Origin of the sequence: Paenibacillus terrae (assembly GCF_005217525.1) — a bacterium.
Classification (GTDB): Bacteria; Bacillota; Bacilli; order Paenibacillales; family Paenibacillaceae; genus Paenibacillus; species Paenibacillus terrae_C.
Genome location: NZ_PNXQ01000012.1, coordinates 548,080 through 562,628, shown reverse-complemented (window position 1 = coordinate 562,628; position 14,549 = coordinate 548,080). Strand labels below are relative to the sequence as shown.

Below are 14,549 nucleotides of genomic sequence, written 5' to 3'. Positions count from 1 at the left end.
CCTCCTTTAATTAAGAGCTTTAACAATCGTATTGACGTTATGCTTGACCATTCCAATATACGTACCGTCTTCCGTGCCTTCTTCACCCATCGCATCCGAATACAGCTCCCCGCCAATCTTGATCGTATGCCCCTGTTGAGCCGCTCCCTGAATGACCGCATCTATGGCCTTTCTCGGAACGCTGGATTCTACGAATATAGCCTTGATTTTATGTCCAACCAAATAATCACGCAGCTTGGTCACATCCTGAGAGCCCGCTTCTGATTCTGTACTCATTCCTTGAAGCCCTTTCACTTGAATGCCGTAGGCATCTCCGAAATAGCCAAAAGCATCATGGGCCGTGACGAGCACGCGCTGGGCTTCCGGTATGCTGGCAATCTGCTCCCTCGTGTAATCATCCAGCTTCCGCAGTTCAGCGAGATAAGCTTCTGCATTCGCCTTATAATCCTCCGCATGAGCAGCATCCAGCGTCGACAATTCATCTCTGACGGTTGCTACCGCAGACATCCAGTTTTGTACGTTAAACCAGATATGCGGATCATGGTCCGACCCCATTTCCGGGCTACCTGAGCGCAACTGATCCTGAGCTATATTTTTGGACACAGGTACGACAGGCTTTTGCTTACCGATCTTCTCCAAAATGTCCTGCATTTTCCCTTCCAGATGCAACCCGTTATAAAAAATAATATCTGCCTGATCCAGTTTGCGCATATCTCCCTGAGAAGCCTTGTACAAATGCGGGTCAACGCCTGATCTCATAATGCCTGTGATCTCCACATGATTACCGCCTACCCTGCCGACGATATCAGAAATCATGCCAATAGTAGCTGTGGCCTTTATTTTTTGCCCCGCCTCCCCGGCAGCTCCCTGCTCCGCCCTCTTACCATCAGTGCATGCACTTGCTGCAACTAAAACCAGGAACAATGTTCCTGCGATCAAAGCCCGACGCGGTACAGCCGCCTTAAACCGTTTATTCATGTTTCAACATCCTCCTCTATTTATATGTATTTGGGACAAACTATTTCATGATGTCAATTATTTTTTCCTAATACTATATTTTAGAGTATACACTAAAATGTTTCCCTAAGGAAACATTTTAAATATAAAAATCTATTTATCCTGTCAGTTCGTTCGATTTTAGCTCTCCGAATGTGTAATATATAGAAGATATCCAATCGTTAAATGAAAGAACATATATAAAGAAGGTGAAGATCATGGAGCAAACAGGGTACGACCCTTACCGGGACAAACATCAACAACATCGAACACGGAAAATGCTGCTCATTTTTGTGCTGCTGTGCTGTCTGATCCCTCTCACTTCCTGTGCACGGGGGGACGTCCATGTAGATGTTCATCTGGACCAAAGTGTGGATATGGATGCTTCGTTCAGTGTAAACAATCAGACGCTAGTGATGCTGGATAATCCAGGACTGCTGGACCGCTTGGCCAAGCGGATTCATAACAACAATCTAAATGTTCAGCCACTATCTGAGCAGGGAAGAAAGGGTTATCAAATCAAGGGGCACTATCAAGGAGATTGGAGTGCAAGCGGAAAAAATCCCAATCAGGGTCTAAATCTACCTGAGGGATTAGAATTTAAACGCGCTGTGACCCCACATTTTTTCACAACTAACTATGATCTTACGATGAAGCTCGATCTGCCACGAATGCTTCCTGAAGAAGCTCGGGGACTGAGTGACAAATTGGAGCAAATGAATGTGTTCGCACGCAAAATACTGGAGCGGCAGCTTGATCTTAATTTTAGCCTGTCCTTACCGATCCAGCCCGCTGCGAGCAATGCCGACAGTGTATCGGCAGACGGGAAGACACTACATTGGGACATTGCCCCATTAGAGCCTAATGAGCTAAAGCTATCCGTCAACGTACCCAATGTGCGTCATATCATATATGTAGCCGTTGCGGGCCTGATCCTGATTACGGCAATTGTGATATGGCTGATCCGTCGTCATCGCTCCAAAAAGGGCGCTAATAAGGAAGCTGCTCCTCCGAAACCTGAATCCTGAACAGTTAAAAAAATCGTTGCCTCATCTCTGGTGGGGGGATCTGACATTGATCCTCCTCATCCTTGCCAAACCAGCGGTATCGGTTACGTGCCACCCAGCTATAGACTGCATTGCGTATAAAGCGGGGGACGAGGATGAAGACATAGGCCAGCGGATATGGAAAACGAAGACGTCTGGCAATCCGCAGAGCTGCGGTTGACCTCGTGTAATACATACCGCCTTCAATGAGTACGAACGTATCCAGCTTATCCGTTGACAATCCTCCTGCACGCAATAGCTTTTGTCCCTGCTCGGATTGCAAGGAACCAAAATGAAACGTCCCCTTCGGGTCACGCTTAATAATGAAGCGGGCCGCCCCCTGACAAAAATGGCATACACCATCCACCAACACAATTAAATAATCTTGCTGAGAAGGATTTTGATAAGCATCGTCAGATTGCTTCATAAATGCATTTCACCTCCAGGAAATAAACAAAAAAACGCCGAAATCATCCGACGCTTGTTTAACAATGTATAGGCTTTTACCTGTTTTGAGAACTAGCTCAATGCTTTCTCAAACAGCTGTTTTGATTTAATTTGCTCTAAAAACTCATCATGGAACTTATCCATACACTTACAGATAAAATCCTTATGACATACCGGGCAAGGCGTCGTTAGCAATCGACTGATATTCGTCAAGATCCACTCCGGATTACGTTGAGAAAAAACGCGGCACTCCGTTCCATCGGCCAAACTCATTTTAAACTCATAAAGCCCTTCTTTTTCGTTGCTGCCAGCCAGCGTGAAATTAACAATATTCGGTCTGTAAGACATCATATCACCCGTATTTTTCAAATTTGTTTCGTACCTGATGACCAGAATCACCTAAGCCATCTTAATGAATTTTGGCGATGATGTCAAATGGGAGCGGATCTCGGCGAATCAAGGTCTATATGCAAAAGCCGCCGATGAATCGGCGGCTGGAGCGTAGAGATAATGTGCTTCCCGCTCAAAGGACATTCAGCTCAACATCAATATTGCCGCGAGTCGCTTTGGAATACGGACAAAAATCATGCGCTTGACGCGCCAAATCTTCTGCCTGTGAACGTTCAATCCCCGGTATTTTCACGTCCAGACGCACCGCCAATTGGAAGCCGCCGTCGCTCGGGTCTTTACCGATGGACACATGGCTGGTTACCTCAACGTTGTCCACTTTTACCTTGGCCTTGCGAGCAACATTGGCCAGTGCGCTCTCATAACAGGCGCCATAGCCTGCCGCAAACAATTGCTCCGGATTCGTAGCCTCTCCACCTGCGCCACCCAGTTCCTTCGGCGTACTGAGTTTATGCTTTAAAACTCCGTCCGATGAAGCGACATAACCGTCTCTTCCACCATGTACCGTTGCTGATGCTGTGTATAATGCTTCCATGATTTCCCATCTCCTTCTTATATGATTCACATTCTGCCAGGATCATCGTCATGTTAATGATGATTTCCTTCTTGTATGTATTTTAAACGAACCACTCAAAATGAATCATAAAACAGGATTTTTTGCTTGGCCACATAAAAGTTGTACTAGACAAAGACTATTGTGGGTGTACAATATGGATAAGGCAATCATTATGACACTAATAATATATTTCAACATGATAAAGAAGGTGAAGCGTATGGAAAATACAAAAGGTAACTTGGCGGAAATCGCTTCACTAGCGGAAGTGAATCGTTCCTTGAACGTCCCGAAGGACGGCACGTGGTTTCGGAAATTCCTCGCCTTTGCCGGACCCGGCTATATGGTCGCTGTCGGCTATATGGACCCCGGCAACTGGGCCACAGACATTGCGGGCGGATCGCAATTTGGCTATACACTGCTCAGTGTCATTCTGATCTCTAATCTAATGGCCATCTTGCTGCAGGCCTTATCCGGCAAGCTAGGCATTGCTACAGGTAAAGATTTGGCTCAAATGTGCCGTGAAGCCTACAGTCGCCCGGTTGCGATCGGCTTATGGCTTCTATGCGAAATCGCTATTGCAGCCATGGATTTGGCCGAGGTCATCGGTTCAGCCATTGCACTAAAGCTGCTGTTCGGCATACCGCTATTGTATGGTGTCCTGATTACTGCCTTCGATGTCATGCTCATTTTATTACTGCAAAACAAAGGTTTTCGTGCTTTGGAAACGCTGGTCATTGTACTAATGGCCACGATTGCCGGCTGCTTTGGCATCAATCTCATTTTAGCCCAGCCGGAATGGAGCGGCGTGTTAGGTGGCTTTGTGCCAGACTCGCAAATTTTGACCAATCCAAGCATGTTGTATATCGCCATCGGTATCATGGGCGCTACCGTAATGCCCCATAACCTGTACCTGCATTCGTCCATCGTACAAACTCGTAAATTCGAGCAGACGTCAGCAGGCAAACGGGAGGCTATCAAATTCGCCACATGGGATTCGAGTATAGCGCTCATGTTCGCCCTGTTTATCAATGCCGCCATTCTGATCGTGGCCGCAGCCGTGTTCCATACCGCTGGAAAAACCGATGTGGCGGAAATCAGTGATGCTTACTATCTGCTGTCGCCATTGCTCGGAACCACACTCGCGAGTATCCTATTCGGGGTGGCGCTGCTCGCTTCCGGTCAGAATTCAACCGTAACCGGTACCTTAGCGGGGCAAATCGTCATGGAGGGCTTTCTCAGCCTTCGTCTCGCGCCTTGGCTGCGTCGTCTCGTAACCCGACTCATTGCTATCATTCCAGCGGTAATCGTTACAGCTATCGCGGGTGAAAAAGGTGCCGAAGAGCTGCTGGTCCTAAGTCAGGTTATTCTGTCCATCCAGCTTCCCTTTGCCATCATCCCGTTGCTGATTTTCACCAGCGACAAAAAGCGTATGGGTGAGTTTGCGAACAAAACATGGCAAAAAGTATTAACCTGGATCGTGACGGCCGTCATCATTGTTTTGAATGTGGTGCTTATCATTCAAACCATTTCAGGTCATTGAGAGATAAGCAACACTTTAAAATCAAGAAAAAGGTATCTCACTAGCCCAATTGGCTGCGGGATACCTTTTTTTGATCACTCTATTCCAACCTCTAGACTTACCGCTTGGCAGGCTGGGCCTGCGTTTGGGCTTCAAGCGCGAGGTTCAGCTTGAGCACGTTCACACGTGGCTCACCGAACACTCCGGCACTACGGCCTTCGGTCTGCTCCTGCACCAGTGCCTTCAGCTTATCCTGCGCAATACCCGTCAAGCCGCTAATACGCGGGATTTGAACCTGTGCCGCCTGCGGCGAGATATGCGGGTCCAGACCGGAGCCGGAGTTCGTAATCAGGTCCACCGGAACCTGACTGATCGGTACATCCGGATTATTTTTCTGCCAATCCGCTATGGAATCCTTGACCCGCTGTATCAAGGCCGGATTGGACGGTGCGTAGTTACTGGAGCCTGAACCGGCCCCATTATAATCAATGCTCGATATCCGCCCCTGAAAAAACGCCGGATTCGCAAAAGACTGCCCGATCAGCTCGGAGCCGACTACCTGACCCTCCGCATTACGAAGCATACTGCCATTCGCCTGCTGCGGAAACAATACCTGTGCCACGCCCGTGCTAACCAGCGGATAAGCGAGGCCGCACAGGAGGATCATCAATACCGAGGTACGCAAGGCCACGCCAACAATGGCGCCTCCCCGCATCTCTTCTCTCTCCGGCTGTCCATTCGGCACAGCATCCGTCTCTGGACGCTTGTTATTCTCGTGCCCGGCAGACCCGGCTTTTTCGTGTGCAGCAAATCTTCGTCCAGACATCATCCGATAAAAGCCACTCATGTTGCTCACCCTTTCCGCTTCCATTCATATCCAAAATGCACACCTTCACAGGCTGCGTTAAATCCACAAATGCACTAGCAAATCAATGGCTTTAATGCCAACAAACGGCACCACCATACCGCCCAAACCGTAAATGAGCAAATTCCGTCCAAGCAGACGATCCGAGCTCATGGGCTTATACTTCACGCCCTTCATGGCCAGCGGGATCAGAAGTGGAATAATAACAGCATTAAAGATCAGCGCCGACAAAATAGCGGACAACGGAGAGCCAAGCCCCATCACGTTCAATGCGCTCATTTGCGGAATCGCCAGCATGAACATCGCCGGAATAATGGCAAAATATTTGGCAACATCGTTCGCGATACTGAATGTCGTCAAAGCACCACGTGTCATGAGTAACTGCTTGCCGATAGCGACCACCTCAATAATTTTGGACGGATCGGAATCCAGGTCCACCATATTGGCGGCTTCCTTGGCTGCGACCGTGCCGCTGTTCATGGCCAGCCCGACGTCAGCCTGTGCCAGCGCAGGGGCATCATTTGTGCCGTCTCCGGTCATGGCAACCAGCTTGCCCAGCTCCTGCTCACGGCGAATGACTGCGATTTTATCCTCCGGCTTGCTTTCAGCCACAAAATCATCCACACCCGCTTCCCGTGCAATCGTTGCAGCCGTCAGCGGATTATCCCCGGTACACATAATCGTACGGATACCCATTTCCCGGAGCTGATCGAACCGCTCCTTCATGCCCGGCTTCACGGTGTCCTTCAAATAAATAATGCCATACATCCTATCATCCAGCGCGACTGCCAGTGGCGTACCTCCTTCAGAGGCCACCTGATTCGCTTTTTCCTCCAGATCGGCTGGAACGCTGCCATTTTGCGATAATACCCACTGTCGGACAGAGTCCACCGCGCCCTTGCGTACCTTGCGTCCATCGGCCAGATCCAGACCACTCATCCGGGTTTCCGCCTTGAACTCGATAAAGGTTCCGCCTGCTGCCAAGGATTCATCCAGCATGTGCTCCTGCTTGCGCATCAACTCAAGAACTGAGCGTCCCTCAGGCGTCTCATCCTTCATCGAGCTCATCGCAGCCCACTTTACTAACTCTGTCTCTTCTACGCCACCTACAGGCACGAACTGGCTCGCCATCCGGTTACCGAAGGTGATTGTACCCGTTTTGTCCAGAATCATCGTATTGATGTCCCCGGATGCTTCTACCGCCTTGCCTGACATCGCCAGCACGTTAAACTGGGTGACCCGGTCCATACCGGCAATCCCGATGGCTGACAACAGTCCTCCAATCGTGGTCGGAATCAGGCAGACCAGCAATGAGATAAGCACGGGAACAGGCAAGTCAATGTTAAAATGACGGGCAATCGGTGCCAGTGTCACCACCACGATCAGAAAAATAATCGTCAAGCTGATCAACAGGGTACTCAGTGCAATCTCGTTCGGCGTCTTTTGCCGCTGTGCGCCTTCCACGAGCGAAATCATTTTATCGATGAACGTCTCACCCGGCTCTGTCGTAATCCGCACCTTAATTCGGTCACTGACCACGCGCGTCCCGCCGGTTACCGAGCAAAAATCACCACCCGATTCCTTGATCACCGGAGCCGATTCCCCCGTAATCGCTGATTCATCCACTGAGGCAAGACCTTCAATCACCTCACCATCACTCGGAATCATCTCGCCCTGGGACACCATCACAATGTCACCTTTGCGCAGCTCGGTCGAGCTGACCACCTGAATCTCATCCCCGACAAGTTTGTTTGCTTGTGTATCCTGCTTGGATTTTTTCAAAGAGGCCGCTTGCGCCTTACCCCGCCCCTCTGCGAGCGCTTCGGCAAAGTTAGCAAAAAGCAACGTGAACAACAGGATGATAAAAACAGCCAGATTAAAGCCCATTTCGTTGCCAGTTCCAAAATAACCGGGAAACAGCAGCATAAGCAGCACGACCAATGTGCCGATCTCCACAACGAACATGACAGGATTTTTCATCATGATCATCGGATTTAATTTCATAAAGCTATCCTTGATCGCATGCTTCAAGATGCTTTTGTCCAGCATGCGTTTGCGTTGTTCCTTCATGATCAAGCACCCCGTTCATCCATTCTCATTTTCTTCTTCCTGTTCATCTTCTTCACATGGTCAGAAATTCAGCTACAGGCCCCAATACGATTACGGGCAAAAAGGTCAACGCGCCGATCAACAGCACAACCCCGATTAAAATCGCCCCAAACAGCTTGTTGTCCGTGCGAAGTGTGCCCGTCGTCACGGGAGTCGGTGCTTTGGCATTCAACGAAGCCGCTACAGCTAACAGTGCAACAATCGATACATATCGTCCGAAGAACATAACGATACCCGTTGTCGTGTTCCAAAATACGTTGTTATCCGCAAGACCCTCAAATCCCGAACCGTTATTAGCCGCAGATGACGCATATTCATATATCACCTGAGTCAACCCGTGATATCCGGGATTTGTGACCGCATCGTATCCCCAATGACTCATAAAAGCGAGCGCTGTCGGCACCAGAATGAGAAACGGATGTACCAAAATGGCAATCGCGATCAGCTTCATTTCCTTGCCTTCAATTTTCCTGCCCATAAATTCCGGGGTCCTGCCGACCATCAATCCACATATAAACACACCCAGAATCGCGTACATCAGCATGTTCATCAGCCCGACACCCTTACCACCGAAAATGACGTTCAGCATCATTTCACCCAAAGCAGCCATACCGCCCAATGGAGTCAGTGTATCATGCATGTTATTGACCGAGCCTGTCGTAGCCGCCGTCGTCACCGCCGTGAACAGTGCCGATTGTCCGATGCCAAAGCGAACCTCTTTCCCTTCCATGCTTCCCTGAGAAGCATCCACACCCAGTGCCTGAATCAGCGGATTACCCGTTTTCTCTGATACGTACGTAATGGATAGGAATACGAGAAACAGTACCATCATCGAGCTAAAAATAATCCAGCCCTGCTTACGATTACGGGCGAACAGTCCAAAGGTATACGGAAGCGAAGCCGGCATCACCCACATCGCCAAAATTTCCAGCACATTCGTCCAGGGATTTGGATTTTCAAAAGGATGCGCTGAGTTGGCCCCATAGAAACCACCCCCGTTCGTACCCAAATGCTTGATCGATTCCATCGAAGCAACGGGTCCCAAAGCAATCTGCTGCTGTGTTCCGCTCAGCGTCGTGATATCCGCCGCAGGCTGAAGCGTCTGCGGTACTTTCAATCCAACCAGCACCAGCGTAAGCACAAAGGCCAGCGGCAGAAAAATCCGTATAATCGCTTTGATAAAATCCTGAAAAAAGTTGCCCATCCCTTCTCCGCGCCGCGTCAATCCCCTCATAAAAGCCGCAGCAACCGAAAAACCGGAAGCAGCCGAAGTGAACATCATCATCGTAACAAACGCCATCTGTGTCAGGTACGTAAGTCCGCTTTCTCCGCTATAATGCTGGAGATTCGTATTGGTCATAAAGCTGATCACCGTGTTAAAGGCCAGTGACGCCTCCATATTGCCGTTTCCCACCGGATTACCGGGGAGCAGTCCCTGCAAGCGCAGCAGCACATAGCTGATCGCCACAAGTACGACATTCGTAGCAATAAAGCTCATCACATACGTGGTCCAACGCATGCTCTCCAGCTTTTTCAATCCTATAACCTTATAAATCAGCTTCTCCGTTCCGCCAAACACCCGATCCGTCCGATTCGGTTCATTGGAGAATACATGATATATATAGGTGCCCACTGGTTTCACCAGGAGCAGCAATATCACAATCACAATTCCAATTTGCAGCAGCTCCATCATCTATTCCCTCCTCCAAAATACTCCTGCGTTTGGAACAACAGACGGGTTCATCGCACCGGTCGATTGCACACGTTTGCGAAAACCCGCTGCCTCTGATGCTTCACCCATGATCTGCTGTCCCCCGCCCGCTTGATCCTGTTTAGCTGATTAGAACTTTTCAGGATTCAGGAGTGCGTAGATTAAATACACAAATACAATAGCAGTAAGCGTAAGCACAACCATCATCCTTTTCGCCCTCCTTTGGAGGTCTGCGCATCACACCAGCGTACAAACAGCAGTATCACTCCGTAACTCACAGCCATCACGAGCAGCATGTATATATCCATCATGTTCATACCCTCCCGTATCGGTCCTCAGATCGTCATTCTTACATCCTCGTAAAATCACCATACAATGAATTCGAAAATTTTAATTTATATTAGCCATACCGTAAGCGACTATCCGTTCAGCAGGAAACCCACCTCTCCATTCAAAGTGTAGATCACATGGTCTGCTCCCAAACCTCGATAAATCCCTTGAGGATTACAGCCTTGTGTAATGACATAGACCGAATCTGATGTCAGCGGCCGGCATATTTGCAGAAAACGGCACGTCAGATTCAAGCTGTTCTCAAACAAATACACGCAGCCAATTTCTTTTTTGGGAAAATTCCATTTCCCCGCTTGCATCGTATTGATGCGCACAATATGCTCCACACCCATTTTTTTGAGCTGTCGTTCCTCCTGAGCGCTATTCGTCAGAACCGCAAACGCCAGTTTTTTGTACATAAGCAATTTCACAAAATTTCTGCCCGATTCATTCGGTGCAGTGACAATGATTAGCCGACCTTCCATCAGTAGCTCCTCTCCCGGTATAAAAAGACAACAAAAAGAAGCCAAAGGAAAAAGGCTTTCCTCCGGCTTCTTACGTAACCATGATAAAATAAACCATGGCTGCACACGGCGGTTTGTTGCCTCTCCCTGTACGCTTACGAGGTTAGCTGTCGGATTCGGACGTGAGAGTCGCCCTATTTCTGGCACTTGGCCAGAAAATTCACCCCATGAGACACACGGCCCTTTAAAAGCCGAATAGATCTCCTTTGGTTCCCCCGCTTTTGCAACTGCAAAATTCAGCGCTATAGACAATTCGTTGCTGCTTCATTCACTTCATTTGAAATTACGTCTTGAATCATACACCCGCGCAAGGAACACTGTAAAGCTCACCTGCAGGGTTATAAATCGGTCTTTGGAGCATAAAAGATTAATAATAGCGCTTACAACATAAATATCCTTCTCCCAGCTCCTTCAATCTCGGTTTTTCATCCCTTTTCGAAAATGAAGAGGCATGTCAATATTAACGTATGGGGAGTATTTTTTGTAAAAGAGAAAGAAAAAGTGCTGTATGTACCTGATAAACGCCGATTGAACCTGTTTTCACCATGAGAAACGGCGCAATACGTCCCATTTGCAGTGCCATTTGCCGTTTTGGACAAAATACGATTTTACATCAGCAAACGGCGCATTACATCTATTATGGACTTGCAACCCTCCGTTAAATTGCTTACAATTTAATTGCAGAATGTCAAATCAGGAGGGATACCATGACCGTTTATGAATACGATGCACAAACCCTGCAAGGGAAAGAGCTTCCGTTGTCCACATACGAAGGAAAAGTGCTGCTTATCGTGAATACAGCCAGCAAATGCGGGCTAACCCCCCAATACAAGGCGCTACAAGAGCTATATGACCAATACCATGAGCAGGGTCTTGAAATCTTGGGGTTTCCCAGCAACCAGTTTGCCAAGCAAGAGCCGGGTTCCAGCGAGGACATTTCGGAGTTTTGCCAGATCAACTATGGAGTTACATTTCCGATGTTTTCCAAAATAGATGTCAATGGCGATCAGGCGCACCCTTTATTTCGCTACCTCACCCAAACAGCTCCGGGCGTATTAGGCTCCAAAGCGATCAAATGGAATTTCACCAAATTTCTGATTACACGCGAAGGTAACGTATTTAAGCGCTATGCCCCACAAACAACTCCGGATAAACTGGTGGGGGATATTGAGAAGCTCTTACAGCAAAGCTGACAGGCTATTTCACACCTTCTCACAAGCAGCCAATCCCAATGGCTGCTCCTGTTCCTAGGAAAAAGGAATATTTTTAGTTCAGCTTATATAACAAAAAAAGCATCCAATCACGTCAAAAACGTGTCAGGATGCTTTTTAAATGTGTCTTACATGTAATGCGGTCGAGAGGACTCGAACCTCCACGGGCGTACGCCCACTACCCCCTCAAGATAGCGTGTCTGCCATTCCACCACGACCGCAAATTCTAATGTTTTGAGGCAACAGATTTATTATACTCCCTTATATTCTATTTGTAAACATAAATACAATAATATTTTATGAAGTGAAATAAACTAACATATAAAAGCTATAAAAATATTTAATTTGACATATTAGCACTACAAGTGTAAATATATATTACATAATAACTCTAAAATTTTTCTTAATCCGTTTTACGAGTTACTTAATATAACATAAATATTCTATTCCAAGGGGGCGAACCGCCTTGCACAAAGGCAATCGTTTGCTGAACTACGCATTGCTGTTGGACCCTTCCCTGCCTGTCGGTGGCTTCACTCGTTCCTACGGGCTGGAGGAGCTGTTTCGCAATGGCCGCTTAACCTGTTTACAAGACCTGGAGCACTATGCCCGCACTGATCTGCACCCTCAGTTCACATCCCTCGATGGCATGGCTATCAAAAGCCTTTATATCGCTGTTCAGCAAAATGATGGTTGGCGTATCGCCCTCATTGATAAAATGCTGCACGCCCAGCGTTCTTCCCTACAGCATGTGAAAGAGTCACGCCTATCAGGCCAACGCCTGCTCAAGCTCGCCAAAGCTTTGTACCCTTGGCTTGAATTTGACCGACTCGAAGCTACACTCATTCAATACAATGCGATGGGTACACTTGCTACCGTTCATAGCTGGATTAACGTTTCCCTTGGAAATGATGTAGAACAGACCATTCACGGCTATCTTGCTGCAGCAGTGTCCTTCTGTGTCGAAGATGCTTTCAAGCTGCTCAATCCCCCTTATGAGGAAAAGAATCCTGTTATTCAGCGAATGACCAACGAGCTTCTAGCCGCATGGAAGCAATACAATGTCCCTGAGTCAGAGCCAACCGTATTTCAGCGCGGCCTTCTGCATAGGCATTGGTCCAGCTCCTACATTACTCAGCCACCCTATATGAGCAGTAGCCATCAGCGCAGGTGAAATTCACTGATTCCTTCGTCCGCCCCCGTTATAAGCCTCGAGCATTCCCCTGATGCCTACTTTCACCATTCCAGCACCAACGACAAAAGCACTCCACCACTTTTTCTAGTGACAGAGTGCTTTTTTATCCAGAATACAACTGCAATTTTCGTACATTAACAGGCTCCAGATGGATTATCCAGACCATTCATCACTTAATTAAGTAATATCTTTATCAAAATTACGTATTTTAGATTGTAAAAACACGTATAAACGTGTATCATAGTTTCAGATGGTTAATTCTAACATGTTTACTGATGATTATTATAACACACCAATTATTCCGTAAGAATCCGTAAGGGGCGATTTCACTTGAACAACAAAATGCCTGTCACCTCCCTCGGGTGGGCCATCAAACAAAGGCTTGTCGAACTTCGGCTGGATCAGAAAACATTTTGTGAAACGCATAATATCCCGCCTTCACGCTTGTCCAATCTGATTCACGGCACCCGCAAAGCACAAAGGTACAGAAAACAAGTTGCTGCAATCCTCAACATCGACGATAACGATTATAAGGAGGCGCCGCCACTCTGAAACCAACGACGTGAGCGTCTTCCCAAGTATACGGCACGCTACAACATCGACAACCCAAACAAACTCGTCAACCGAACCCTCCAGTCCGTTTTACGGGTTTCAACCTGAGTGATCTTTAGCGAGAAGATCATTCAGGCTGTGTTTTGTCATTTTCAACTTTTTGCTTACGATATTTCGCAAATTCCACATATTCTAATATGAAATTCTGTTCTTCTGTATCCAGATCCTCTGCCTGGCAATTCAATGGCCCCATCACTCCAAAAAAATAAGCAGCCTTCTGCTCCTGAAGTACGCCCTCACCCGGCTTGACGCCTTTCATTAACCAATCCAACGATACATTAAAAAAGTCCGAAATCTGGATTAAATGCATCGTTCCCGGTGTTGTTTTGCCTCTTCTCCAGTCTCCAAGATTCCCCGAGCTGATTTTGAGCTTTTCACAAAACGCCTTCTTCGTCATTCCCCGATCCTTGATCAAGGCTTCAATTCGCTGATAAATCGTTTGATCTCCCAAAACTATCCCCTCCGATAACCTAACTTTTCCTTGACTGTTCCCAAAATTTCAACCATCACTGCAACCATACTTATTCGGTAATCATTACTTTAGTATTCTGCACCCGATTATTCCGTAGTTGAATCTTCCTGCTTTTTCTCTTTACGAAAGCGGGTAAATTCAATATACTCAAGTATAAAATCCCTTTCCGCCTCACTAAGCGATTGCCCCTGGCAATCCAGTTGCCCTGAAGCTCCAAAAAAATAAGGGTCTCTCGACTCCCTCAATGCCTCACCCTGCACATCGCGTCCCAACATGATCCAATCCAGACTAGCATTAAAAAACGAAGCGATTTCAATGAGTTTATTCGTGCCTGGCGTCGTCTTTCCTCTTTTCCAGTCCCCAAAATTTCCCGTACTAATACTCAACTGCTCACAGAACGCTTTTTTTGTCATTCCACGTTCCTTGATAAGCTCTTCAATCCGTTGGTAAATAGATTGCATAGAAGTTCCTTCCTCTCTAGCAGACTTTCAAATAACGATATCATGTCCCCTGTTCCCATTTCAAAGATCACGTGTGCCAAAATTGCC

General features: G+C 47.5%; 16 protein-coding genes, 1 tRNA gene and 1 riboswitch. Of the genes, 5 read left to right on the top strand and 12 right to left on the bottom strand.

The genetic code is table 11. The features are described from left to right. Positions 1–6 precede the first annotated feature (6 nt). Positions 7–978 (bottom strand): metal ABC transporter solute-binding protein, Zn/Mn family, encoded by a 972-nt coding sequence (locus C1I60_RS12685; RefSeq protein ID WP_137062019.1) that lies wholly within the window; start codon positions 976–978, stop codon positions 7–9. Positions 979–1,214: 236 nt separating this feature from the next. On the opposite strand from C1I60_RS12685, the gene C1I60_RS12680 reads away from it, so the two are divergent. Further along, the gene (locus C1I60_RS12680) at positions 1,215–2,024 is read left to right on the top strand and encodes a DUF3153 domain-containing protein (RefSeq protein WP_137062018.1); all 810 of its coding nucleotides are present in this window, start codon (positions 1,215–1,217) and stop codon (positions 2,022–2,024) included. Positions 2,025–2,028: 4 nt separating this feature from the next. Here C1I60_RS12680 and C1I60_RS12675 read toward each other — a convergent pair whose 3' ends face one another. The 3 genes from C1I60_RS12675 to C1I60_RS12665 all read right to left on the bottom strand — a co-directional run bounded on the left by C1I60_RS12675 (position 2,029) and on the right by C1I60_RS12665 (position 3,432). Beyond that, positions 2,029–2,469, bottom strand: a complete 441-nt coding sequence (locus C1I60_RS12675) for a thiol-disulfide oxidoreductase DCC family protein (RefSeq protein ID WP_137062017.1) — start codon at positions 2,467–2,469, stop codon at positions 2,029–2,031. Positions 2,470–2,561: 92 nt separating this feature from the next. Further along, positions 2,562–2,888 carry a hypothetical protein gene (locus tag C1I60_RS12670; RefSeq protein ID WP_137062016.1) on the bottom strand — a complete coding sequence of 109 codons (327 nt, stop codon included), beginning with the start codon at positions 2,886–2,888 and terminating at the stop codon, positions 2,562–2,564. 124 nt (positions 2,889–3,012) lie between these two features. Further along, entirely contained in the window at positions 3,013–3,432 is a 420-nt protein-coding gene (locus tag C1I60_RS12665) for an organic hydroperoxide resistance protein (RefSeq protein ID WP_137062015.1), read from the bottom strand. Positions 3,433–3,670: 238 nt separating this feature from the next. Here C1I60_RS12665 and C1I60_RS12660 point away from each other — a divergent pair, with 238 nt between their 5' ends. Continuing rightward, positions 3,671–4,993, top strand: a complete 1,323-nt coding sequence (locus C1I60_RS12660) for an Nramp family divalent metal transporter (protein ID WP_137062014.1) — start codon at positions 3,671–3,673, stop codon at positions 4,991–4,993. A gap of 97 nt (positions 4,994–5,090) precedes the next feature. Here the strand turns inward: C1I60_RS12660 and kdpC are convergent, their stop codons facing one another. From kdpC to C1I60_RS12635, 5 genes are all read right to left on the bottom strand, one after another. Continuing rightward, positions 5,091–5,819 carry a potassium-transporting ATPase subunit KdpC gene (gene kdpC / locus C1I60_RS12655; RefSeq protein WP_137062013.1) on the bottom strand — a complete coding sequence of 243 codons (729 nt, stop codon included), beginning with the start codon at positions 5,817–5,819 and terminating at the stop codon, positions 5,091–5,093. A gap of 57 nt (positions 5,820–5,876) precedes the next feature. After that, entirely contained in the window at positions 5,877–7,907 is a 2,031-nt protein-coding gene (gene kdpB, locus C1I60_RS12650; protein ID WP_137062012.1) for a potassium-transporting ATPase subunit KdpB, read from the bottom strand. A 52-nt stretch (positions 7,908–7,959) separates the two neighbouring features. Beyond that, complete coding sequence (kdpA, locus tag C1I60_RS12645; protein WP_137062268.1) at positions 7,960–9,636, bottom strand: potassium-transporting ATPase subunit KdpA; 1,677 nt, start codon at positions 9,634–9,636, stop codon at positions 7,960–7,962. Between the two features lie 150 nt (positions 9,637–9,786). Continuing rightward, complete coding sequence (gene kdpF, locus C1I60_RS26320; RefSeq protein WP_223264321.1) at positions 9,787–9,861, bottom strand: K(+)-transporting ATPase subunit F; 75 nt, start codon at positions 9,859–9,861, stop codon at positions 9,787–9,789. Between the two features lie 215 nt (positions 9,862–10,076). Next, complete coding sequence (locus tag C1I60_RS12635; protein ID WP_134910703.1) at positions 10,077–10,472, bottom strand: hypothetical protein; 396 nt, start codon at positions 10,470–10,472, stop codon at positions 10,077–10,079. A gap of 115 nt (positions 10,473–10,587) precedes the next feature. Further along, positions 10,588–10,763: riboswitch (cyclic di-AMP (ydaO/yuaA leader) on the bottom strand. 455 nt (positions 10,764–11,218) lie between these two features. Here C1I60_RS12635 and C1I60_RS12630 point away from each other — a divergent pair. Next, a complete protein-coding gene (locus C1I60_RS12630; protein ID WP_137062011.1) occupies positions 11,219–11,704 on the top strand; it encodes a glutathione peroxidase in 486 nt (161 codons plus the stop codon). Between the two features lie 156 nt (positions 11,705–11,860). Here the strand turns inward: C1I60_RS12630 and C1I60_RS12625 are convergent. After that, positions 11,861–11,943 (bottom strand) — tRNA-Leu (locus C1I60_RS12625). A 263-nt stretch (positions 11,944–12,206) separates the two neighbouring features. Between C1I60_RS12625 and C1I60_RS12620 the strand changes: the two genes are divergently transcribed. Both C1I60_RS12620 and C1I60_RS12615 read left to right on the top strand, forming a co-directional pair. Continuing rightward, a complete protein-coding gene (locus tag C1I60_RS12620) occupies positions 12,207–12,896 on the top strand; it encodes an urease accessory protein UreF (RefSeq protein ID WP_137062267.1) in 690 nt (229 codons plus the stop codon). Between the two features lie 351 nt (positions 12,897–13,247). Beyond that, positions 13,248–13,469 (top strand): XRE family transcriptional regulator, encoded by a 222-nt coding sequence (locus tag C1I60_RS12615; protein WP_137062010.1) that lies wholly within the window; start codon positions 13,248–13,250, stop codon positions 13,467–13,469. Between the two features lie 127 nt (positions 13,470–13,596). Here the strand turns inward: C1I60_RS12615 and C1I60_RS12610 are convergent, their stop codons facing one another. Together C1I60_RS12610 and C1I60_RS12605 are read right to left on the bottom strand one after the other, a co-directional pair. Continuing rightward, positions 13,597–13,980, bottom strand: a complete 384-nt coding sequence (locus tag C1I60_RS12610) for a helix-turn-helix domain-containing protein (RefSeq protein WP_137062009.1) — start codon at positions 13,978–13,980, stop codon at positions 13,597–13,599. 107 nt (positions 13,981–14,087) lie between these two features. Beyond that, a complete protein-coding gene (locus C1I60_RS12605) occupies positions 14,088–14,462 on the bottom strand; it encodes a helix-turn-helix domain-containing protein (protein WP_137062008.1) in 375 nt (124 codons plus the stop codon). Positions 14,463–14,549: the final 87 nt, after the last annotated feature.